Genomic DNA, 22,592 nt, shown 5'->3' with positions numbered 1-22,592 from the left:
GACTGCAGAACGTATTAAAATAGGAGATAATGTTATATTTTGAAAAAAATTGATAAATCGAATACGAAAGGGAACGTGATATGAAAAATAAAAAACTATTAATTATTAATATGCTTGTCCTGACTGCATTTATTTTGGTCGTAAGTCTTGGCATCATGCAGTCAGAAGCTGCAAAAGACAGCTATGGTGATCTGGAGCAGGAAGATGAGATGGATAAGACGAAAGAAGAAACTGAGACTGAAGAGATTACTATTGATTCAAAAGTAGAAGAGACTCCAAAAGCAGAAGAACTTATATTAAGAGAAAATGTTGGTGCACTTATTTTAAAAGATAAAGAATTGTTTGTTTTGGAGGAAGAAAATAATGAAGAGGTTGTGGAGGAAGCAGAGGACGAGAAATTAAATGAAATAGATGATTCTGATAGTGATGGTTATGAAAACAGTTCAATGACTAAAGGCAGAGAACAAACAGAGGCGGTTAATTCTTCAAAAAGTGGGTTAAAAGAACCTGCAAAAAATAAAGAGTCCAATGAGCAGGATTCAGATTCCAAACCAAATCCAAAACCTGATCCAAAACCAGATCCAAAGCCAGACCCTAAGCCGGATCCAAAGCCGGATCCAAAGCCAGACCCTAAGCCGGATCCAAAGCCAGACCCTAAACCAGATCCGAAACCAAATCCCGTTCCAGAGCCTGATCCAGAACCAGAACCAGACCCTAAACCAGATCCCGAACCTAAACCAGAACCAGGCCCAGAACCAGATCCTGAACCAGAACCATAAAATAACTTAAAAATATATGGAGGTACATTATGCCAAAACTTAAAGGTAAAACAGCAGTAATAACAGGTGCAAGCAGTGGAATTGGTGCAGCAATAGCACAACATCTTGCTGAGGAGGGAGCAAATGTTGTGCTTGCAGCCAGAAGGAAAGAAAGACTGGATGCTCTTGCAGCAGAAATTAACGGAAACAAGAAAGGACAAGCGCTTGTGGTTGAGACTGATGTTGCTAAAAAAGCAGATATTGACAATATGACTCAAAAGGCAGTTGAAGCATTTGGAACGATTGATATTTTCGTAAATAATGCCGGAGTGGTTTTAAATGGAGCAATCCGTGAGGGAGAAGTAGAAAAATGGGATCAGATGATAGACGTTAATGTGAAAGGAGTACTATACGGAATCAATGCTGTTTTGCCTGATATGCTAAAACGCTCATCAGGCCACATTGTAAATACAGATTCTGTTTCAGGTCATGAAGTTACGAAAACGAGTGGCGTGTACAGTGCGACCAAATATGCTGTGCGTGCTATCTCGATGGGTCTGGAAAAAGAGCTTGCCCGAACCGGAGTACGCGTAACGAACATATCCCCGGGAATGGTTGAAACGGAGCGTAACTCAGAAAGACTGCCGAATAACCGGAAGCCACTGCAAACAGATGATATTGCAAGAGCGGTAGTATATGCAGTAACACAACCGGAACATGTTAATGTAAATGAGATAACTGTCAGGCCTGTATAAGCATTGGTAGATGGTTTTCGTGTTATTAGTTTGTTTGACTGATGACTGATGAGAACAGGAATATCCGCCCGACCAGCAATATTCGCAGCACATACCTAAATAACAAACATATTTTACGAATTTCATCAGATTTATTAGCCTATTTAAAAAAACTTTGATATTATTAATGTATTGTTATCTGGCATTTATCGGTTTAAGCGATTAATTTAATAGAAAGTGTATTATATATATGAGAACGCTTTTACCATGTGCAATTTAATATTAAGAACAGTATATAGGAAGGTGGAAGTTACATGAGTTCTAACAAACCAAAAATAGTCGTTCTGGGCGCTGGTTATGCAGGATTGACAACAACCAAGCGTTTAACAAAAATGTTATCCCCGGAAGAAGCTGAAATTGTATTAGTAAATAAACATAACTATCATTATGAGTCAACATGGCTGCATGAGGTTGCTGCAGGAACTATTAATCCAAACCAGGCTCGCGTTATGATCAGTGATGTTGTAAGCCCGAAGCGAGTAAGATTGGTGTATGATGCTGTTGTCGAAATCAAAAAAGACGAAAAGCGTGTAGTGCTTGAAAACAGTGAAATTTCATATGATTATCTTGTAATAGGACTTGGATTTGAATCAAATGATTTTGGAATTAAAGGCATGGGTGAAAACGCATTTGCAATTGAGGATATTGATTCCAGCCGTTTAATCAGTGAGCATATCGAATATCAATTTGCAAAGTACAATAATGATAAAAATGCGAGTGAAGACAGCTTGCACATCCTTGTCGGTGGTGCTGGTTTTACCGGAATTGAACTTGTAGGCGAACTTGCTGATAAAGTTCCGGAACTGTGCAAAAAATATGATGTAGACCGCAACAAGGTTCGAATTATCAATGTTGAAGCTGCTCCATCCATTTTGCCAATGTTTGATAAGGAGCTAGTAACTTACGCCAAAAAATCATTGGAAGATCGTGGTGTAGAAATTAAAATAGGTGCTGCTATCTCTGAGTGTACACCAGAAGGATTCATTGTTGGTGAAGAGAAAGAATTAATTAAAGCAGGCACTGTTATTTGGACAGGCGGGGTAAAAGGAAGCTCTGTACTTGGAAACTCCGGTTTTGAGCTGGTAAAAGGTAAAGTAAATGTGAATAGCGACCTTCGCATGCCAGAAGAAGAAAATGTTTTTGTTATTGGTGACTGTTCATGGGTTTGGAACAAGGAAGCAGATCGTCCATATCCGCCAACAGCCCAACTAGCAATGCAGGAAGCTGATGTTGTAGCAGCTAACCTGAAAGCATTGATTACAAATCAGCCATTAAAAGATTTTGTATTTGATGATAAAGGAACAGTAGCATCACTTGGACATTCTGATGGGATCGGAAATGTACTTTCCGGTTACAAACTGCAAGGTAAATCTGCTGCTGCTATGAAAAAAGTAGTTGATAATCGTTCATTATTCATGATGGGCGGACCAATGCTTGTACTGAAAAAAGGAAAAGTACGTCCATTTTAATAATCACAACTGACAAAATAGTGAAGGTTCAAAACGAGGAGGTAATTTATAAATGAGAAAAACATTTTGCGGAATATTACTTCTGCTTGCCACAGTTGTAGGGTATCGAATTGCAGTTGACTATCTGGAAGATTCAAGAGATTTTCGCTAATATACAATGATCGTCTGGCATTTGTCAGGCGGTCTTTTTTTTACAATTTAACTAAACTTTCAATTGGTGACAGAAAAAGTAAAATTTTCATAAAAAATCATATCAGCTGTAAAATATCACCATCCTCTTATTGAAAAAGTTTCAAAAAAGAGGCATTATTATACTAAGAGTGATAAACATCACAGCGATAGTGTTAACCCTAAGTTATGATGAAAGCGGAGGAGATTTTTATGAATACTGGTCTACTAATATTTTTAACTGTATTATTTATTGCCGCATTAGCAGGAACATTTTTCGCATTTAAACAAGAAGAAAAAAAGATGAAACAGTATGAAGAAGAGGGGCAGACGGAACAGGATGAATTAAAACGGTCTCTTGAATATGAAACCAGTTCACTTAAATCGAATGTGCCGATTCAAATTTGGATTTATGTAATTACAATTTTATTGTCATTAATTGCATTTGCCATTTATCTGTTCTAAACCGGGAGAAATCCCGGTTATTTATTTGCCTTTGCCTAATAATAAAAATGGGAGGAAGGTAAATGAAAATTGCTATCTTAACACTGCTCATTATATTGATGCCCGTACAGTATGTATTGGCAGACGTAGAATTAAAAGATAAGAAAGTAACGCTGGAAAAATTGGAAATAGAACAATATTCGCTTGGATTAACAGATGGATTATTTATCGATGAGGAAAAATTAGGTTTTCTGATTGAAATATTGGAGGACAGGATCTATAAAGCCCCGGTAAATGCTGCGATCAGTGAGGATGGAGAAATACTTCAGGAGAAACCAGGAATTACGTTAGACCACGACCGATTCCATGTTTTATTTCGGGAAGCATTTTATGATGATAGTATTAAAAAATTGAAAGTTCCCAAAAAAGCAGTATATCCTCGAGTAGATCGTGCACTGATAAGAGAAATTCGGACAAAAGAACTGGGTAGCTATGCAACCTATTTTAAGGAAACTAATTTAGAAAGATCCCATAATATTACACTTGCAGCTGAAGCAATCAATAATTATGTTGTTTTTCCTGGTGAAGTTTTTTCCTTTAACGAAGTTGTCGGTGAACGGACGAAGGACAGGGGTTATAAACGGGCCCCAGTTATTGTTAAAGGAGAGTTGGCCGAAGATATTGGGGGAGGTATCTGTCAGGTATCATCCACTCTATTTAATGCAGTGGATTTAAAAGGCATCCAGATTGTCGAAAGATATGAACATAGCAGAAGCGTGCCATATGTACCACCAGGGCGTGATGCCACGGTTAGCTGGTGGGGTCCGGATTTTGTATTTAAGAACATGTATAATCAGCCGGTACTGTTAAGAGCACAGTCTAAAAATGGAAAAATGACTGTTCGTATTTTTTCTTCAGAGGATGTAGAATATTTCTCAGGAGAATAAAATCATTCCTTGTCAGAACTAATTATACAAGCCTCTCCGTCTTTACATTGATTTACAGGCACGAGCTTTCTGTTTTTAGCGATTTTCTCATAAATAAAATCACCCAGTCCCAGCCATTTAAACAGATATAGGAACGGCAGGATGATCCATAGTAATGGGAGCATTTTTGCAATCTGAATAATTGCGGTGTATCCATTGTACCAATGGCCTTCATGATTTACATGAAGGCTTTTTTCCATTTCTTTCGGATAGTCCTGAAGTAATCGGAAGGATTCAAATGAAAGCTTTTTTCTCCAGTCTAATTTTCTCCAAATCGTCGAGGAAGCCGTGCACATCTTGCAATAGCTGTCATAATAAACAATCATAACTTCCGCCTCCATTCATCTTTATTTTAACACGGTATCAGCTAAGTTTCTATTTTTTATTTCAATGTCGCACATCCATAACGCCTTACGACGAGCTAGTATATGCTTTTGAATTTAGTTATTGCCAAATTACTGGTAAACTAAGGGAAAAGACAGAATGGAGAAGTGTATGTCAACGATGGATATTTTGAATCTGAATGAAAAAATAAATGAAGTAATTACAGAAGAAAATAATGATGATTTGGAAGTGATTATAGAGGAATTCAGAAGAAACCATTTCCCGAATGTACTCTCTAAAATTAAACAGTTTAGAGAAAACCATAAAACAGATGACAAACTTGCCGAATTGCTGTTGCTGGTCGAATCAATCAGCCATGCACAGATTGGGGAAAATAAAGCAGCATCAGAAATAATGTCAAACCTCTATCAAAATTCCTCTGACCTGAAAAGTGAGGAGTTAATTTTATATGGAGAATTGGCTTTTATGAGTGACTATAAACTCGCTAGAAGAATTATGTCCGAAGCTGTAAAGAAAATGGATAATGACGAGGAAACAGATCGCATTAAACTTGCACGGGGTTATCTTGTGCTGGGTGAAACGGAAGAAAATCTGGAAAAATTTGTTCGTGCAATCAAATATTATAAGCGAGGTTTATCCTGCTTTGAAGAAGATGATAACCGGGATAAATATATGATTTTATTTCTGCACTTTAAACTTGGTGTATTATATTCAACAATTAATGATTCTGAAAAGTCCATTGAATATTTAAATAAAACCATTGAACTTGCAGGTGACGATCATCCCGAAATGAAAATTAACAGTTTGGTTAGTATTGCCAAGACCTATGGCAGCAAGGATCAGAATGAAATGGCTTATTCCTATTTGGAAAAGGCAATTTCCATGCTTGAGAATTCCTCCTTGGCTGAAACAATGGTGCATGCTGAGGCATATACAGAAATGGCCTTTTATTACTTTGATCAGTCAATGCTTGAGGAAGCGGTGCCAAATTATAATAAAGCTATCGAAATCTTTTTAAAACTGCCAAACTACTCAAGAAGAAAGCTGGGAATGATTTATATGCAATATGCGTATTGCCTGGAGCATAAGGAGAAAGCAAATAAATCGCTGGCAGCAAGAAGCTACGAAACAGCAATTGATGAGCTCGAAAAAACATCGGACCGCGAGTTGCTGGAAAACGCGCTGGCTGATGTCATTTCATTTTTTGATAACACAAACAATCAGAGGAAGAAAAAGCTGTATGAAAATAAATTTGTTCAACTGTCGAATAAAAATCAGACAAGCACAATGTAATTTGACAGTGAAAACACATTCATTTAGTATATTTAATGACAATGATAATCGTTTTCAATTGGGGATGAGGTGGACATCATAGACTTAGTAAAGGCAATGCGTGAAAGACGCACAGTCCTTGATTATAAACCGGAAAAGGTAGAGAAAGGGCTTCTTCTGGAGTTGTTTAATTATGCTTCATATGCACCTAATCACCATATGAAGCAGCCTTGGAAAATAAAATTATATGAGGATGACGCTAGGTCGCCATTTGGGGAAAAGGTCGTAAACAGCTACATAAGACTTGGATTATTAAAGACAAAGAACGAAGAAAAACTGAATAAAGCACGGCTGGCTTATGATCGCTTTTTCACTTCTGTACCACATCATGCGCTTTTTTATATGGAGAAAGAAGATGATGGCGGCTATTTAGATGATGAAAATTTTGCTGCGGTTTGTGCATTCATTCAAAACTTCCAGCTTGCTGCATGGGAAAAAGGAATTGGCACAATGTGGACTGCCAAAAAAACGTTATTGGACGAAGTGTTTATCCGCGACATTGGCTTAACTCCTGAAAAGCACAAGCTGATTGCTGTAGTGCAAATTGGTTATCCTAATAAAATACCGCGGATGAAAGAAAGAGCCCCAATAGAAGAAAGTATTGAATGGATTAAGGAGAGAGACATATGAAGAAAATAGCTTTACTATCCGTTATATTGATTGCTATATTTTTAGCGGCATGCAGCAGTGATAATAATTCAGGCAGTACGGAATCAAACTCAGATTCAGCTGACAAAGAGAGAACCATCACGATTGAAGATGCAATGGGAGAGCAAACAATTGAAGGAGTTCCGGAAAACATCGTTGTTCTGGAATGGTCTTATGCCGAAGACCTGCTGGCGCTCGGCATCCAGCCTGCAGGAGTTGCGGACTTGGACGGATTTCATCAGTGGGTGAATATTGATAAAGAATTTGATGAGAGTGTAGAGGATGTCGGAACACGTCAAGAGCCTAATCTTGAAGCTATCTCCCGTTTAAATCCTGATTTAATCATCGCCGTACAATTCAGGCATGAACAGTATTTGGATACATTAAAGGATATTGCTCCAGTTGTAACCTTTGCACCGTATGGTGAAGAAGCGATACAGGATCACTATCAAAATATGATTAATGAATTTAAAACAGTAGCAAAAGTTGTAGATAAAGAAGATGAAGCCAACCAGGTAATAGCAGATCTGGACAGTTTTACAGAAGAACAAAAACAGCGTGTGGATGATGCTGAATTGGAAGGATCAAAGTATGTTGCGACACAGGCTTTTACTGCACAAAATACGCCAGTGCTCCGATTATTTACGGAAAACTCAATTGTAGCACAGGTTATGAGCAATTTAGGGTTTGAAAATGTGTATGAATCTGATAAAGTTGAAACATACGGCTACAGTGAAGTTACTGTTGAGGCACTGCAGAACTTCCAGGAGGAAGATCTTCAATTTCTGTATATTGTTCAGGAAGATGACAACATTTTTGAAGCACAGCTGAAAGGCAATCCGGTATGGGAGGATTTGAGCTTCGTTCAGGATGGTACAACACACCAGCTGCCTGGAGACACATGGACATTTGGTGGTGTTTTATCAGCAGAAGTGCTAACAAAGCAGTTAGTCGATGCGATGGTAAGTGAGTGATTGGATGAATCAGACATTTAAAAAATTAATGGTTGCGGTTCTTACCTTTGGTGGAGGAACCGCCCTTTTATGCTTATTAACATTAATACATATTAATCAGGGCAGTGTGTCCATACCAATTGGAACGGTTGTGGATGCTCTTTTTGCACCGGAAGATACGCTGGAGCATCATACTGTCCGGATTTTGAGACTGCCGCGTGCAGTGATGGGGATTATTGCCGGTGGCGCACTTGCCGTTGCAGGTGTTATCTTACAGACAGTTACAAAAAACCCACTGGCATCTGCAAGTACATTGGGCATTCATTCAGGTACTTACTTTGCAGTTGTTGCCAGTACTGTATTTTTCCCTGCTGCTCTAATTGGAAATGGCATTATTCCGGCTTTTTTAGGTGGAATTGTAACATTTCTCATTGTGTTTATACTTTCCGGTGGAAATAAAGCCACTCCTGTACGAATGGTATTGGCTGGAATGATTGTTACATTTCTTTTTTCCTCGTTAACGAGTGTTCTGCAGATATTTTATGAAAACGAGACGGCAGGTATCTTCCTTTGGGGATCTGGGACACTAGTGCAAAATGACTGGAGCGGAGTGAATTTCTCACTGCCGTTTGTGATTGTTTCACTAATTGCTGTTCTATTCATGGCATTTAAACTGGATACGCTCACACTGGGGGATGATGTTGCGACAGCACTGGGACAGAATGTAAGTACTGTTAAATTTGCATCAATTGCTGCTGCGGTTCTGCTAACATCTGTGACGGTCAGTGTTGTTGGACCAATTGGCTTTGTGGGTTTAGTCGCTCCACATATTATTAAATTAATTGGCTATCGTAAACATCTGCCGTTGGTTATTGCCTCTTTTATCTGGGGCGGAAATGTACTATTACTTGCAGATGTACTGGCACGCATCATTGATCCCTCATTTTCCGAACTGCCGGTGGGGGCGATTACTGCATTAATTGGTGCACCATGGCTAATTTACCTGGTGCTAAGGATGAAAAAAGGAAAATATGGTGACGATAATACTTCGATTCTAGCTGGAAAAGTTAAGAAAGGAATTTCGCTTAAAATTGCAGTTCCAGTACTGCTGGCAGCAACTATTATTGTTTTAGCGATCAGCCTTGCTTCCGGTAACTACGGTTTTGAGCCGGTACTTGCAATTCAGGCACTTTTTGGAGATTCCAATGAATTTATGAAAAATCTTATAGTAGATCTTCGTCTCCCTCGTGCACTTGTTGCATTATTCAGTGGAATGATACTGGCAGTAAGTGGTCTAATCTTCCAGGGAGTACTTCGGAATCCACTGGCAGATCCTTCAGTGATTGGTATTACTTCAGGGGCTGGTGTTGGAGCATTAATGACCATGTACGTTTTTGGGGTATCGGCTATTTGGATTCCTGTCGGTGCTATGATAGGTTCCTTTGTATTCTTTGTGATTGTTATGATGCTTGCAGTTCGGGCAGCTTTTCAGCCGACGATACTGGCATTGCTTGGTATCGGTGTATCTGCTTTTGGTTCTGCAATTATCCAAATTTTGGTTGTCCAATCAGATATGGGTGTTGCTTCGGCATTAACATGGCTTTCAGGGACAACCTACGCTAAAGGTTGGTCAGAAGTGATTAATTACTTATTGTTCCCATTGATAATTTTGCTGCCGATCTTAATGATGCGAATTCGGATACTGGATACACTGGCATTAGGAGACGATACAGCAAGGGGGCTGGGAGTAAAAGTAATGTCAACCCGATTCCAATTAGCATTGCTGGCAACTATATTATCAGCATTTAGTGTAGCAGCAGTAGGAGCTATTGGTTTTGTTGGCTTAATTGCACCACATTTTGCCCGCTTGCTGGTCGGACCATCTAATCAGAAATTATTGCCTGTAACAATATTTGTTGGTGGATTACTCTTAGTAATTGCGGATGTTTTAAGCCGGACTTTGCTTGCACCAAATGAAATTCCATCAGGTATTCTTGTTGCAATAATTGGGGCACCGTATTTTCTGTGGCTGATGAAGAAGCGGGCATAAAATGATAATTAAAACAGGGACAATGTTTTTCAAGTGAAAACACTGTCCCTGTTCTTTATGAAAACTGTATTTATTAGTCTTGTTTATGAAGTTCCAATTCGAAGTTGATTGTTACATCCTCGCCGACCAGAACTCCTCCAGTTTCAACAGCTGCGTTCCAAGTCAGGCCAAATTCTTTTCGGTTAATTTTTGTTTTACCGCTAAATCCTGCAACAGTATTGCCGCCCATTGGATCTTTGCTTTGTCCTTCATAGTTAACATCAAGTGTAACTGGTTTAGTTGTTCCACGGATAGTTAAATCACCTGTAACATCATAGTTGCTGTCTGATTTTTTCTTGATATCAGTTGCGACAAATGTAACTTTTGGATGGTTTTCAGCATCAAAGAAATCTGCAGAACGCAAATGATTATCGCGGTCTTCGTTTCTTGTGTTAATGCTTGCTGTGTCAATAGTTACTTCAATTTTTGAATCTGTTAAATCCTCTGGGTTTGCTTCAATTACTGCACTAAAATCTTCAAAAGTTCCCTTTGCTTTAGAAATCATCATGTGCTTTACTGAGAAGCCAATCTCACTGTGAACTGTATCTACTGTCCAAGTTGTTTTTGCCATATCTAATCACTCCAATTATAATTTTTAATATCTAACTTACTTTCTGTAACCAAGTATACATTTATAAATTAATACTGTCAAGTAATTTTTTTCAAAACAAAATTTAAAAATAGTTAGTGAAAATTTTATGCACTTTATTTATGTTCTACAGGGTACTGAAACACTCCTTTAACAAAGACTATTAATAGAATACCCCTGCATGTCTATTTTAAACTTTATCTTTTTTTGCCCCTTTTTCATTATAAACTTCGAATATAGAGTAGATAGAGTTAATAGGAGGGAGAAAATAAAATGAAGCCTTTTTTAATTATTGATCCGGGTCATGGAGGTAATGATCCAGGCGGTGGATCCAATAAATTATGGATGGAAAAGGATTTGAATCTGAAGATATCTCTGTATCAATACGAGCGTTATCGACAGCTAGGTGTTCCAGTGATGTTGACACGTAGAAATGATCAGACACTAACTCCGTCACAAAGAACGAAAATTATTCGAGAGAGTGGTGCAGTATATTGTCATTCCAATCATATCAATGCCGGGGGAGGAGACGGTGCAGAAGTGATCCATTCTATTTATGGTGGAAAGAAAATGGCAGAAGCGATTGCAAAAGGTTTAAAGGATTCTGGCCAGAATATCCGGCGGGTCTTCACCAGAACATTGCCTGGCAAATCAAAACAGGATTATTATTATATGAACCGTGAAACTGGAAGTGTTGTAACAAATATAATTGAATATGGATTTGCTGATTCAAACAGGGATGATATAACACAATTAAGTTTATATTATAAAACGTATGCTGAAGCAGTTGTAAAAGCTTTTTGTGAGTTTGCTGGCTATTCCTATCAGATAGGAAAAACAAATAAACTATCCCCGAAAAAAGAGAGGAAAAGATATCTTCATTTACCAGTAAGTGCTTCGTCCTGGCGGGTATACCCACTGAATGCTGTTCCTGTAAAAGGAAATGAAAAAGGGTATTTAAACCCAAGGAAATTTGGAGGTTTGAGATACGAGGTTATTGGCAGCACTCAAGATCATGTATATATCATTGAAACAAGAGATTTTGGCAAGGTGCAAATATACGCCCACCCGAAGACAAATGCATTATTATCAGAAAAGTAAAAGCGTGAGGCTGTTCCTCAAGAGCCCCTTGTAAATTAGAAGGGATGCAAGGTTCTTTTGGAACAGCCTTATTTTTGCTGAAAACATTCGGATTTTTCGGTATAATGTAATGATAGGGTAAAAAAAATAATATACCAATATTTAAGGAGCGATTTGATGCAACAGACGTATAATCCTACATGGGATTTAGAGGCTATTTTCCCAGGTGGCAGTGAGTCCGAAGAATTTCATACATATGTGGCAAATGTACAGGACGATATGAAAAAGCTGCTGAAAGCTGTGAATAGTTTTAAGCCAGATGAAGGAAATGCGGCAGATTTAACAGCTATAACGAAGCAGCTTGAAAGCGCATGGAAAAAATTACGTGAAGCATTTGCTTTTGTAAGCTGCTTGAGTGCTCAGGATGTAAAAGATGTTAAAGCAACTCTGCTGGTTGGTAAAAGAAGTTCATTAAAAGCAGAAATGGATGAAATCAGAACAAACTTTGAGCAAAAGCTGGCAAAAATTAATGACACAAAATGGGAAGAGCTTCTCAAACATCCCGAACTGAAGGAATTAGCTTTTATATTAAATGAAAATAGAGAAAAGGCAAAAGAGAAGCTTTCTGTTGAAGAGGAAGTATTAATTAACGATCTGGCAGTGGACGGGTATCATGGGTGGAGTCAAATGTATGATACGATTGTTGGGAATATGAGTGTGGAAATCGAAGAAAAAGGAGAATTTAAGTCCTATTCGGTCGGTCAGGCATCCAATAAATTGAGCAATCCGGATCGTGCTGTCCGTAAACATGTATTTGAACAGTTGGACAAGGCATGGAAGGGTCAGGCTGATATAGTCAGTCAAACATTAAATCATCTTGCAGGGTTCCGCCTTCAAAAATATAAGCATCGCGATTGGGAGAGTGTCTTAAAAGAACCACTTGCCATTAACCGGATGAAGCAGGAAACCCTTGATGCAATGTGGACTGCGATAACAAAAAACAAAAAACATTTCGCAGCATATCTGCAAAAGAAAGCTGAAATTTTAGGACAGGAAAAATTGAGCATGTATGACATCGGTGCACCATTGTCTGATTCAGTAAAAACAACCAGCTATACTGAAGGGGCAGATTTCATTGTGAATCATTTCCGTGAATTCAGTCCGAAGATGGCAGACTTTGCCCAAATGGCTTTCGATAAACGCTGGATTGAAGCAGATGATCGTCCTGGCAAGCGTCCAGGTGGATTTTGTACAAGTTTTCCTGACAGTGAACAGACACGTATCTTCATGACGTATTCTGGTACATCATCCAATATTTCAACACTCGCTCATGAACTGGGCCATGCCTATCACCAGCATGTAATGAATGATGTTAATGGCTTGAACCAGGGATATGCGATGAATGTGGCAGAAACAGCATCTACATTTGCTGAAATGATTGTCGCTGATGCTTCTGTAAAAAGTGCCGAAAATAAACAGGAAAAAATGGCATTGCTTGAAGACAAAATTCAGCGCAGCATCGCATTTTTCATGAATATCCATGCACGTTTTATTTTCGAAAATAATTTCTATGAGGAAAGAAAACAAGGGCTAGTTCCGGTAAGCCGCTTAAATGAATTAATGGTGGATGCACAGAAAGAAGCCTATATTGATTCAATTGAAGACTATGATCCGAACTTCTGGGCTTCTAAACTGCATTTCCATATTACAGGAACACCTTTTTATAATTTTCCATACACTTTTGGATATTTATTCAGCCTTGGGATTTATGCATATGCTAAAGAAAAAGGTGGAAGCTTTGAGGATGATTATATTGCATTATTGCGTGACACTGGACGAATGAATGTAGAAGATCTGGCTCAAAAGCATTTGAATATTGATTTAACAAAACCAGATTTCTGGGAGAATGCTATAAAACTATGTGTAGAAGATGTTAATGAATTTCTTTCACTATAGAAAGCTTGTTATTTTCCCATAAAAAAGATACAATTAAAATAACATAAAAAAGCATATAAAAAGCCTTCAGGGGGAGCCATTTGGCTGAGAGTGAACATGTAAATGTTCTTACCCTTTGAACCTGTTAGTTAGTACTAGCGTAGGGATGGTGGTTTTTTTGATGGAAAAAAGTAATGTGAGCGGATTCCCCATCAGGAAATCTTCCCCTTGGCATTGCTTTTTTTGTTGTACCTGAAGAAGCTTTGATGGCCCTGATCGCGCAACCGCAGTTGGTCATCTGGTATTCTGAATTCGCATTAAAAAGGGGAGGAAGTTATTATGAGTTCAAAACGAACACTGTTTTTAATTGAAGTGGCGATATTTGCAGCAATGGCATTATTGCTGGATATTCTGCCATTTCTATCATTTAAAGTATGGGCACAAGGTGGTTCCGTATCATTCGCCATGATACCAATATTTATCGTCGCATTCCGCTGGGGTCTGAAGGGTGGACTTCTGGCCGGACTTCTCTGGGGTGTTTTACAATTGCTATTCGGACCGACAATTTTTGTGCCACTACAAGGTTTTCTTGACTATATTGTAGCATTCACTGTGCTGGGACTGGCAGGAATCTTTGCTGGGCCAATACAAAAAGCTACGAAGGAAGGGAAAGCGGGTACAACCTTATCCTACATTCTACTAGGAACACTGCTTGGTTCAACATTGCGTTTTCTGGCACATTTCACCGGTGGAATTGTATTTTTCGGTGAATATGCTCCAGAGGGGCAGCCGGTATGGTTATATTCCCTGATTTATAATGGTTCTTATATGCTTCCGGGATTCCTGATCAGTGCAGTTATTGTGTATTTCCTATTCTATAAACAGCCAAGAACCCTGCTGAACGCAGTCTAACAAATTGTAAATCTGCTCACATTAAGGTAATCTCTTAGATAAAGAGATTACCTTTTACTATTCAGGAGATGATATCCTTGCGTGAATTAATAGGTAAATGTACATCTTGCGGCAAAAATGTTTATTGTGAAAATGGATTTTTTGATGGGGTACAGGATAATGGCAAGCTTTTCTGCAATGAATGTGCTGAAAAAGAAGAATAATTGTAGAAGAAAAGGACAGCTTCAGCGCCTGAAGCTGTCCAAATTATATTAAAGTAAATAGCTGCCTGCATTTTCATTATTCGTTACCATTAATAGTACTTTTCCTTCATCCATGTCCTCTTCAAGATTCTCTGCTTCTGCTGTAGAGAATCCCATTTCCTGAAGCTTGGAACGTAATTCGTCCCCTTTACTGTTGAACATATTTCCTACTGCCTCTGTAAAATCCATTTCCTTAAAGCTTACTGTGTTTGCATCTGCATTATCTGCTATACGGCCTGTCCGATCATCATCATGTGAGAGAATATAAACATCATCTTTATTTACGCCGTTATCCTTCAATAAGGCCACAGCATTTTGTAATTGCTCATCATTTGTGTATTCTTTTACGAATGGTTTCAATCAAATCTCCTCCTAATAAGAAATCTAATTATCTTATTCCCATGTGCAAAAGGAATAAACATCATTCCTATTGACTGATTTCTCAAAGATTGGGACTGCACCATGGGATGACCTCACCGGGAAAAGCTGTTATTAACACAAAATCTATAGACTGCGACGTAACTTTAAATAGTAATGGAACTACCGATGCAGGACAAGCAACTGCTGAAATCCCAGCTTCTATGTTACCTTCTCTACGCATATCATCTTGATTTATCCCTCATAACCTCGATGAGTCTGCGAATGAAGAGTTTTCTCCCGCATTCGAGCACTCATAGCCTTGATGAGTGTACGAGTGAAAAGTTTTCTCCCGCATTCGAGTACTCATAGTCTTGATGAGTGTACGAATGAAAAGTTTTTTCCCGCATTCGAGCATTCATTGCCTTGATGAGTCTGCGAATGAAGAGTTTTCTCCCGCATTCGAGCACTCATAGCCTTGATGAGTGTACGAATGAAAAGTTTTCTCCCGCATTCGAGCACTCATAGCCTTGATGAGTGTACGAATGAAAAGTTTTCTCCCGCATTCGAGCACTCATAGCCTTGATGAGTGTACGAATGAAAAGTTTTCTCCCGGATTCGAACACTCATAGTCTTGATGAGTGTACGAATACAAAAGTTTTCTCCCGGATTCGGGCATTCATTACCTTGATGAGTGAGTTCGCAATTTCTATCAACGGTAATGATTTATAACCAATTAAAATTATGAAAAGAGTCTCCATTTTTAATGGTAGCGTTTTTTCTTCCTTTCGCATAGGCTATAGGACTATTCATCATGAGAGGAAGAGTAGAAATGGAAATGGAGCTAACGCTATCCCATTGGCTGTATGGATTATTTACACTAATCATCATTTGTACAATGATTTTTCGCAAGGGAGTAGTTTTACCGTCATTACTTGGCACGTTTGTGATTGCATGGGTCTATAAAGGAAGTCTTGTTGATGGCTTTACAGCAATATTTAATGCAAATCTGGTAGCTGCACAGGAACTTTTCAGTATATTTCTGATCATTACTTTTATGATGGCATTACTGCATTCATTGCGTGATTTAGAAGCTGACCGGAGGATGATCCAGCCAATTCAAAAATTGATGATAAATGGTCATGTATCCTATTTTGTTTTGGTTGGGGTGACCTATGTTATCTCATTATTTTTCTGGCCGACACCTGCAGTTCCTTTAATATGTGCATTGCTTGTACCTGCAGCAGTGAGAGCTGGACTTCCGGCAATGACTGCAGCTGTTGCGGTAGCTCTGGCAGGGCAAGGAATGGCCTTGTCCTCAGATTATATTGTTCAGGTAGCACCAAGCATTTCAGCTGCATCAGCTGGAATTGATACAGCATTAGTAGCAGATAAAGCTTTGATTTTATCACTGATCGCAGGTGGTACTGCAATTCTATTTGCTTATTTTCTCTACAGGAAAACCATTCGTTCAAGAGAAGATAATCGAAATGAGTTAGATCTCCAGGCGCTGCAGTCTCAGGAAGAATCAAAAAATAAAGCACGAGCAAGACATTTAAACACATGGAGCAAATTATTCGCAATTATGGTTCCACTTGCGTTATTAGCTGTTGTGATTTATATGATTTATACGAAATTGCTATCGGGTCGAATGAGCGGATTTGAAGGAGGAGACGGGGCTGCTTTTGTTGGTGGAGTGGCTGTTATCCTGCTGCTGCTGTCAACAATTGCCTTTGGAAAACAGCATGCCCTTGATTATATAAGCAACCATATAACAGATGGCTTTGTATTTGCCTTTAAGGCAATGGGCCCAGTTATACCAATTGCCGGATTCTTCTTTTTAGGAAGTTCTGATTTCGCGGGTGCGATTCTGGGTGTAGAGGAAGGTGCGCCTGGTTTACTATTCGATCTTGTTCAATCAACGCAGGAGTTTTTACCGCAAAGTGCCCTATTGGCTGCATTAAGTGTACTGATTATTGGAATAATAACTGGACTGGATGGTTCCGGTTTCTCAGGCCTGCCGCTTACCGGTGCAATTGCAGCATCGCTTGAAAACAGTTCGATTGATGCGGGAACACTTGCAGCTATTGGACAAATGGGAGCAATCTGGACTGGCGGAGGAACAATTGTTGCTTGGTCCTCACTCATTGCAATCGCAGGTTTTTGTGGGGTATCTGTAATGGACTTAGTCCGAAAAAATTTCATCCCTGTTATTATTGGTCTGGTTCTAGCTACCCTGGCAGCAGTGTTTTTACTTTAACTCATATATAGGAAGCGTTTTCATTGGTTTCTGTATTGTACTTTTGTTACACTAAAAATTAAGCAAATTTATAGTTGCAGCTGGAGGTAATAATCATGGCAAATAAAACTGGAACAATCGTGAAAGAATCGCTTGATGCTCTACTGGATGATCAAACATTTTTGCCTGAATTGAAGGAACAGGCAAGGGAAAAGGCTTTTACTTCATTGGTATCAATTCTTTCAACACCAAATCATGTTAGTAAATCATTTTTAAGGGTCGCTCTTGAAAACGGGAAAGTCGTGCGTATTCCAGCATTTCGTGTGCAGCACAATAATATTTTAGGGCCATATAAAGGCGGAATACGTTTCCATGAATCTGTTAATGAAGATGAAGTGGTGAATCTTTCCTCGTTAATGACATTGAAAAATGCGTTGCATGATGTGCCTTTTGGTGGTGGAAAAGGCGGAGTTGTTATTAATCCGAGAGAATATGAAGCTAAAGAACTTAACTTAATATGCAGAAAATATGTGCAGTATTTCAGTCAGATTATAGGACCGGATAAAGATATCCCAGCACCTGATGTCGGTACAGGGGCAAGAGAAATGGACTGGATGATGGGAGAATATAAAAGTATTAATCCCGGGCAAAACTATCGAGGCAGTTTTACAGGTAAAAGTGTGGCAAATGGCGGCTCTCTTGGGAGAAGAGTAGCCACAGGAAAAGGGGTATATTTTACGTTTCGTTATTTGATGCATGACTTTATGAAGCAGCAGCATAAATGGCTTACGGAGCGTGATAATAAATTTGCAAAAACAGCACTGGACTATTATGACAAATCATTGACTATAGCCATCCAGGGCTTTGGCAATGTTGGATCGGTTGCTGCGTTAGAAGCTTTTCAGTGTAATCATCTCAATAATAAAGTTGTTGCAGTGAGTGACAGAAACGTAACACTGTATAATTCAGACGGACTGGATATACCTGGCTTAGTTAAGTTTACTGAGAATAATAACGGTGACCTGCCAACAAATGAAGAGGAATTGAAAGAAGCAAACGTAAAGGCAGACATTAGAGATAACCAGGAATTGCTATTGCTTGATGTAGACGTATTGTTTTTAGCAGCATTGGAGGATCAGATTCATAAGGAAAATATGGAATCAATAAAAGCACCAATAATTGTTGAAGGTGCGAACGCTCCTATTACCGGTGATGCTGACAAATTTTTAAGTGATAAAGGAAAGGTAATTGTTCCGGATATCCTGGCAAATGCGGGTGGGGTAATCGTTTCTTATTTTGAATGGCTGCAGGGCAGGGAAACACAATTTTATAGCGAGGAAGAAGTATTCAGTAAGCTATTTACCAAAATGCAAGAAACATTTGATACGGTATTGCCACAGTATTTTGGAGATCCTTTTCCATTAAGACAAAATTGCTATATCCATTCAGTAATGAAATTATCAACTATTCTGTATCGCCAGGGTAAGCTGTATTAAAAAAAGGAATTATGTATTGCAAGATTTATATGAAAAAATATACACCGTGACGAACAGCCGAAATCAAAAAAAGATTTCGGCTTTTAGCGTTATACAATTACAGGGTCAACTATATTTGAAATATTTTTAAAATTACAGTTTTAACTTTGTTAATTAAGGGCATTGGACATATATATAATAATGCACCTAATTATTAAATTTAAAAAGGGAGGAGTAAGTGATGCAAGATCATATTGTTGTGACCATTAACGGCACAGAATACTTAGCTGAACCTGGGCAGAATCTCCTGGAATTAATTAATACAACAGATGAATTTGTTCCGCAAATCTGTTATAACGAATCACTGGGTCCCGTAGAGACATGTGATACATGCATGGTTGAGGTGAATGGTGAAATAATTAGAGCATGCGGCACCGCTATTACAGATAGTATGTATGTAAATACGGTTATTGAAACAACAAAAAAAGCACAAAAGGAAGCTTTGGACAGAATTCTGGAAAACCATGAATTGTACTGCACGGTGTGTGATTATAATAATGGAACATGCGAGATTCATAATACTGTAGCTGAGTTTGGGCTGGAGCATCAATCAAGGCCTTTTCAGTCAAAACACTATCAGCAGGATAATTCCAGCTCTTTTTACCGCTATGATCCGGACCAATGCATTTTATGCGGAAGGTGTGTGGAAGTTTGTCAGGATGTACAGGTAAATGAAACACTTTTAATTGACTGGGATCGTGAACAGCCGCGTGTTATTTGGGATAATGATGTTCCGATAGATCAGTCTTCCTGTGTCAGCTGCGGACAATGTGTAACCGTTTGCCCTTGTAATGCCTTAATGGAAAACTCAATAATTGGTGAAGCTGGATATATGACAGACCAATCTCCGGGTCTACTGCGTTCGATGATTGAACTGACAAAGAAAACAGAGCCTGGTTATGGACCATTGTTTGCTGTTTCGGACACGGAAGCATCGATGAGAGAGGAAAGGATTGAGAAAACAAAAACGGTTTGTACATACTGCGGAGTCGGATGTACATTTGATGTTTGGACAAAGGATCGTAAAATATTAAAAGTTGAACCCCAAAAAGATTCGCCTGCCAATGGAATTTCCTCTTGTATAAAAGGAAAATTTGGCTGGGACTATGTGAATTCAGAGGACCGATTAACTAAACCATTGATCCGGAAAGATGATTATTTTCAAGAGGTGGAATGGGACGAAGCATTATCCTACGTTGCCAAGCGCTTTAATGAGATTAAAGCAGAGCATGGGGCAGATTCACTTGGTTTTATTGCCTCATCCAAATGTACGAATGAAGAATCTTTCCTGATGCAAAAGCTCTCACGTCAGGTAATTGGCACAAATAATGTGGACAATTGCTCACGGTATTGCCAGTCGCCTGCAACGAAGGGACTTTTCCGTACGGTTGGACATGGAGGAGATTCAGGATCCATTAATGATATTGCTGAAGCGGAGATGGTTATTACTATTGGTTCCAATACTGCAGAATCTCATCCAGTTCTAGCGTCAAGAATTAAACGTTCTCAGAAATTATTCGGTCAAAAACTATTCGTTTTTGATTTGCGGAAGCATGAGATGGGTCAGCGCGCGGATCGTTTCTTTCAGCCAAATAGTGGTACAGATTTAGTCTGGCTTTCCGCTGTAACAAAATATATTATCGACCAGGGTCTTGAAAATCGTACATTTATTGATAAATGGGTTAATAGTTTTGAAGAATATAAGGAAAGCCTGAGTAAATTTACGCTGGAATATGCAGAGGAACTGACAGGTATCTCCAAGAATGAATTAATCGAAATAGCCAAGGAGATTGCCAGTGTTGATAAGTTAGCCATCTGCTGGGCGATGGGAGTCACGCAGCATCAATTGGGAAGTGATACAAGTACAGCTATCTCAAATCTCCTTTTGATTACCGGAAATTATATGCGAAATGGAACAGGAGCATACCCTCTGCGCGGTCATAATAATGTACAGGGCTGCAGTGATTTTGGCAGTATGCCGAATTTCTTCCCAGGGTATGAGAAAGTTGCTGATGATGAAGTCCGGAACCGTTATGAAAAAGCTTGGAACACAGAAATACCTGCTGAGCCAGGCAAGGATAACCATGAAATGATCAATGCCATCCATGAAGGAAAGCTGAATTCACTTTTTGTCATAGGTGAAGATACTGGAATAGTTGATGCGAATATTAACTATGTTACAGCAGCATTTGAAAAGCTTGATTTCTTTGTAGTGCAGGACTTGTTTTTAACACATACAGCACAATATGCCGATGTTATTTTGCCAGCTGCACCAAGTCTTGAGAAAGAGGGTACATTCACGAATACCGAAAGACGAATCCAGCGTTTGTATAAGGCATTGGAACCTGTTGGTGAATCAAAGCCAGATTGGATCATTTTACAGGATTTAGCAAATGAAATGGGATATAGATGGAATTATAAGCATCCATCAGAAATAATGAATGAGGCTGCGTCACTTGCACCACTTTTCGCTGGAGTCAGCTATGATTTGCTTGAAGGCTATAATAGTCTCCAGTGGCCGGTCGAGAGGGATGGAACAGATACACCACTGTTATTTAAGGATGGTTTTCCTTTTAAAGACAGAAAAGCAAAATTGTATCCACTTGATTTTCAATTACAATACAGCACGAACGAAGAATATGATCTTCATGTAAATAATGGCCGGATGCTGGAACATTTCCATGAAGGAAATATGACATTCAAATCACCTGGAATTGTCAGGGAGATGCCTGAATCCTTTATTGAAATTTCAACAGAGCTGGCAGAGGAGAGAGAAATCAAGGAAGGGGCAGAGGTTAAATTGACCTCTGAAGCAGGTGAAGCAACGGGAATCATTCACATCACTGACCGCGTACGGGGAAAAGAACTGTACCTGCCGCTGAATGCAAATGGAAAATCGGCTGTAAATTATTTGACCGATAACAGGGTTGATAAAGATACAAACACTCCGGCATACAAGGAAATTGCTGTGAAAATGGAAGTAATCAAGAAAAAAGGAAAAAGTCCTTTGCCTGATCACAACCATCGCAGAGGTAACCGCCAGCCGCAAAAAGGCGTACAAGTTGAAAGAAAATGGAATCGTAAAGACTATACATTTCCTGGAAATGTGGTGAAGCAGGATGGCTGAAGCAATTTCAAAAATAAAGCGAATAGAAGTACCTGAGAGCGTTAAACAGGAACAGGATTTAGCAGAGGTTTCCAGAAAAGTCAGCGAAAATAAAGAGGCTATTCTGAAAGGAATCGATCTGCTTGCAGCTCTTGAGGAAAGTGATGCATTGGAAACAATTACTGCACTCATAAAACACCGGGAGGATGCATTGGAAAATATGGTTCAGGAGCTAAACAAACCACAATATTCAGCTACTCTGGAAAACTTAAGTGACCTGTTTTTATTTCTTGGACAGCTGAAAGTGGAAGAATTATTTTATTTTACCGATAAACTTAATCATGGAATGAAAGAAGCTAGAAACTCAGATGCAGAAGAGACTTCCTATATGGGCATGATCAAGGCGTTAAAGGATCCGGATATTAATCGGAGCATTACACTCCTGCTCTCCTTCTTAAAGGGAATGGGCAAGGAGATTTAAACAGAATACTGCCGCTGCTTTTTATAAGTTAGCGGCAGTGTTTACTTAATCGAAGAAGAAATAAGTGTTTGTACTAAATTAAATAATCTGAACATAGCGTTAAATAGAAAATGAATATTGAAAACCTTGG

20 protein-coding genes and 1 riboswitch are annotated in these 22,592 nt (G+C 38.9%); of the genes, 17 read left to right on the top strand and 3 right to left on the bottom strand.

The window, feature by feature from the left end:
- The first annotated feature begins 80 nt into the window (after positions 1–80).
- The 5 genes from CIL03_RS19755 to CIL03_RS05100 all read left to right on the top strand — a co-directional run bounded on the left by CIL03_RS19755 (position 81) and on the right by CIL03_RS05100 (position 4,580).
- A complete protein-coding gene (locus CIL03_RS19755) occupies positions 81–779 on the top strand; it encodes a hypothetical protein (RefSeq protein WP_165767895.1) in 699 nt (232 codons plus the stop codon).
- A 29-nt stretch (positions 780–808) separates the two neighbouring features.
- Positions 809–1,513, top strand: a complete 705-nt coding sequence (locus CIL03_RS05115; protein WP_094884160.1) for an SDR family oxidoreductase — start codon at positions 809–811, stop codon at positions 1,511–1,513.
- Between the two features lie 293 nt (positions 1,514–1,806).
- The gene (locus tag CIL03_RS05110; RefSeq protein ID WP_094884158.1) at positions 1,807–3,021 is read left to right on the top strand and encodes an NAD(P)/FAD-dependent oxidoreductase; all 1,215 of its coding nucleotides are present in this window, start codon (positions 1,807–1,809) and stop codon (positions 3,019–3,021) included.
- 381 nt (positions 3,022–3,402) lie between these two features.
- A complete protein-coding gene (locus CIL03_RS05105) occupies positions 3,403–3,654 on the top strand; it encodes a hypothetical protein (protein ID WP_094884156.1) in 252 nt (83 codons plus the stop codon).
- Between the two features lie 62 nt (positions 3,655–3,716).
- The gene (locus CIL03_RS05100; RefSeq protein ID WP_094884154.1) at positions 3,717–4,580 is read left to right on the top strand and encodes a VanW family protein; all 864 of its coding nucleotides are present in this window, start codon (positions 3,717–3,719) and stop codon (positions 4,578–4,580) included.
- A gap of 2 nt (positions 4,581–4,582) precedes the next feature.
- Here CIL03_RS05100 and CIL03_RS05095 read toward each other — a convergent pair whose 3' ends face one another.
- Complete coding sequence (locus tag CIL03_RS05095) at positions 4,583–4,945, bottom strand: thiol-disulfide oxidoreductase DCC family protein (RefSeq protein WP_165767894.1); 363 nt, start codon at positions 4,943–4,945, stop codon at positions 4,583–4,585.
- A 157-nt stretch (positions 4,946–5,102) separates the two neighbouring features.
- Between CIL03_RS05095 and CIL03_RS05090 the strand changes: the two genes are divergently transcribed.
- The 4 genes from CIL03_RS05090 (at position 5,103) to CIL03_RS05075 (ending at position 9,947) form a co-directional block, all read left to right on the top strand.
- Entirely contained in the window at positions 5,103–6,257 is a 1,155-nt protein-coding gene (locus CIL03_RS05090; protein ID WP_108721232.1) for a tetratricopeptide repeat protein, read from the top strand.
- Positions 6,258–6,326: 69 nt separating this feature from the next.
- Complete coding sequence (locus CIL03_RS05085) at positions 6,327–6,926, top strand: nitroreductase family protein (RefSeq protein WP_133087811.1); 600 nt, start codon at positions 6,327–6,329, stop codon at positions 6,924–6,926.
- The gene (locus CIL03_RS05080; RefSeq protein WP_094884146.1) at positions 6,923–7,918 is read left to right on the top strand and encodes an ABC transporter substrate-binding protein; all 996 of its coding nucleotides are present in this window, start codon (positions 6,923–6,925) and stop codon (positions 7,916–7,918) included. The genes CIL03_RS05085 and CIL03_RS05080 overlap by 4 nt, the downstream gene beginning before the upstream one ends.
- Before the next feature lie 4 nt (positions 7,919–7,922).
- Positions 7,923–9,947, top strand: a complete 2,025-nt coding sequence (locus CIL03_RS05075) for an iron ABC transporter permease (protein WP_094884144.1) — start codon at positions 7,923–7,925, stop codon at positions 9,945–9,947.
- Between the two features lie 73 nt (positions 9,948–10,020).
- Here CIL03_RS05075 and CIL03_RS05070 read toward each other — a convergent pair whose 3' ends face one another.
- The gene (locus CIL03_RS05070; RefSeq protein WP_094884142.1) at positions 10,021–10,557 is read right to left on the bottom strand and encodes a YceI family protein; all 537 of its coding nucleotides are present in this window, start codon (positions 10,555–10,557) and stop codon (positions 10,021–10,023) included.
- A gap of 291 nt (positions 10,558–10,848) precedes the next feature.
- Between CIL03_RS05070 and CIL03_RS05065 the strand changes: the two genes are divergently transcribed.
- The 4 genes from CIL03_RS05065 (at position 10,849) to CIL03_RS20225 (ending at position 14,705) form a co-directional block, all read left to right on the top strand.
- Entirely contained in the window at positions 10,849–11,676 is an 828-nt protein-coding gene (locus CIL03_RS05065; RefSeq protein ID WP_094884140.1) for an N-acetylmuramoyl-L-alanine amidase family protein, read from the top strand.
- Between the two features lie 156 nt (positions 11,677–11,832).
- Complete coding sequence (locus CIL03_RS05060) at positions 11,833–13,611, top strand: M3 family oligoendopeptidase (protein WP_094884138.1); 1,779 nt, start codon at positions 11,833–11,835, stop codon at positions 13,609–13,611.
- Between the two features lie 59 nt (positions 13,612–13,670).
- Positions 13,671–13,774, top strand: a riboswitch (TPP riboswitch).
- A gap of 155 nt (positions 13,775–13,929) precedes the next feature.
- Positions 13,930–14,502, top strand: coding sequence for an energy-coupled thiamine transporter ThiT (gene thiT, locus CIL03_RS05055; RefSeq protein ID WP_094884136.1), 573 nt, complete (start codon positions 13,930–13,932; stop codon positions 14,500–14,502).
- A gap of 77 nt (positions 14,503–14,579) precedes the next feature.
- The gene (locus CIL03_RS20225; RefSeq protein ID WP_276282284.1) at positions 14,580–14,705 is read left to right on the top strand and encodes a hypothetical protein; all 126 of its coding nucleotides are present in this window, start codon (positions 14,580–14,582) and stop codon (positions 14,703–14,705) included.
- Positions 14,706–14,753: 48 nt separating this feature from the next.
- On the opposite strand, the gene CIL03_RS05050 is transcribed toward CIL03_RS20225, so the two are convergent.
- Positions 14,754–15,104: a YflT domain-containing protein gene (locus tag CIL03_RS05050; RefSeq protein WP_094884134.1), complete on the bottom strand. Its 351-nt coding sequence runs from the start codon at positions 15,102–15,104 to the stop codon at positions 14,754–14,756.
- Between the two features lie 835 nt (positions 15,105–15,939).
- Between CIL03_RS05050 and CIL03_RS05045 the strand changes: the two genes are divergently transcribed.
- The 4 genes from CIL03_RS05045 (at position 15,940) to CIL03_RS05030 (ending at position 22,462) form a co-directional block, all read left to right on the top strand.
- On the top strand, positions 15,940–17,361 hold the full coding sequence (locus CIL03_RS05045) for a hypothetical protein (protein WP_094884469.1): 1,422 nt from the start codon (positions 15,940–15,942) through the stop codon (positions 17,359–17,361).
- 95 nt (positions 17,362–17,456) lie between these two features.
- Positions 17,457–18,836 carry a Glu/Leu/Phe/Val family dehydrogenase gene (locus CIL03_RS05040; protein ID WP_094884132.1) on the top strand — a complete coding sequence of 460 codons (1,380 nt, stop codon included), beginning with the start codon at positions 17,457–17,459 and terminating at the stop codon, positions 18,834–18,836.
- A 220-nt stretch (positions 18,837–19,056) separates the two neighbouring features.
- Positions 19,057–22,002: a formate dehydrogenase subunit alpha gene (gene fdhF / locus CIL03_RS05035; RefSeq protein ID WP_094884130.1), complete on the top strand. Its 2,946-nt coding sequence runs from the start codon at positions 19,057–19,059 to the stop codon at positions 22,000–22,002.
- Positions 21,995–22,462, top strand: coding sequence for a helical membrane plugin domain-containing protein (locus tag CIL03_RS05030; protein ID WP_094884128.1), 468 nt, complete (start codon positions 21,995–21,997; stop codon positions 22,460–22,462). The genes fdhF and CIL03_RS05030 overlap by 8 nt, the downstream gene beginning before the upstream one ends.
- Positions 22,463–22,592: the final 130 nt, after the last annotated feature.

Origin of the sequence: Virgibacillus indicus (assembly GCF_002266285.1) — a bacterium.
Taxonomy (GTDB): domain Bacteria; phylum Bacillota; class Bacilli; order Bacillales; family Amphibacillaceae; genus Virgibacillus_K; species Virgibacillus_K indicus.
This window is presented reverse-complemented; position numbering and strand designations above follow the sequence as displayed.

Excerpts from the sequence above, each read along its gene's own strand:
- CIL03_RS19755 (WP_165767895.1), top strand. The coding sequence starts at position 81 with ATGAAAAATAAAAAACTATTAATTATTAATATGCTTGTCCTGACTGCA.
- CIL03_RS05115 (WP_094884160.1), top strand. The coding sequence starts at position 809 with ATGCCAAAACTTAAAGGTAAAACAGCAGTAATAACAGGTGCAAGCAGT.
- CIL03_RS05110 (WP_094884158.1), top strand. The coding sequence starts at position 1,807 with ATGAGTTCTAACAAACCAAAAATAGTCGTTCTGGGCGCTGGTTATGCA.
- CIL03_RS05105 (WP_094884156.1), top strand. The coding sequence starts at position 3,403 with ATGAATACTGGTCTACTAATATTTTTAACTGTATTATTTATTGCCGCA.
- CIL03_RS05100 (WP_094884154.1), top strand. The coding sequence starts at position 3,717 with ATGAAAATTGCTATCTTAACACTGCTCATTATATTGATGCCCGTACAG.
- CIL03_RS05095 (WP_165767894.1), bottom strand. The coding sequence starts at position 4,945 with ATGATTGTTTATTATGACAGCTATTGCAAGATGTGCACGGCTTCCTCG.
- CIL03_RS05090 (WP_108721232.1), top strand. The coding sequence starts at position 5,103 with ATGGAGAAGTGTATGTCAACGATGGATATTTTGAATCTGAATGAAAAA.
- CIL03_RS05080 (WP_094884146.1), top strand. The coding sequence starts at position 6,923 with ATGAAGAAAATAGCTTTACTATCCGTTATATTGATTGCTATATTTTTA.
- CIL03_RS05075 (WP_094884144.1), top strand. The coding sequence starts at position 7,923 with ATGAATCAGACATTTAAAAAATTAATGGTTGCGGTTCTTACCTTTGGT.
- CIL03_RS05070 (WP_094884142.1), bottom strand. The coding sequence starts at position 10,557 with ATGGCAAAAACAACTTGGACAGTAGATACAGTTCACAGTGAGATTGGC.
- CIL03_RS05065 (WP_094884140.1), top strand. The coding sequence starts at position 10,849 with ATGAAGCCTTTTTTAATTATTGATCCGGGTCATGGAGGTAATGATCCA.
- CIL03_RS05060 (WP_094884138.1), top strand. The coding sequence starts at position 11,833 with ATGCAACAGACGTATAATCCTACATGGGATTTAGAGGCTATTTTCCCA.
- thiT (WP_094884136.1), top strand. The coding sequence starts at position 13,930 with ATGAGTTCAAAACGAACACTGTTTTTAATTGAAGTGGCGATATTTGCA.
- CIL03_RS05045 (WP_094884469.1), top strand. The coding sequence starts at position 15,940 with ATGGAGCTAACGCTATCCCATTGGCTGTATGGATTATTTACACTAATC.
- CIL03_RS05040 (WP_094884132.1), top strand. The coding sequence starts at position 17,457 with ATGGCAAATAAAACTGGAACAATCGTGAAAGAATCGCTTGATGCTCTA.
- fdhF (WP_094884130.1), top strand. The coding sequence starts at position 19,057 with ATGCAAGATCATATTGTTGTGACCATTAACGGCACAGAATACTTAGCT.
- CIL03_RS05030 (WP_094884128.1), top strand. The coding sequence starts at position 21,995 with ATGGCTGAAGCAATTTCAAAAATAAAGCGAATAGAAGTACCTGAGAGC.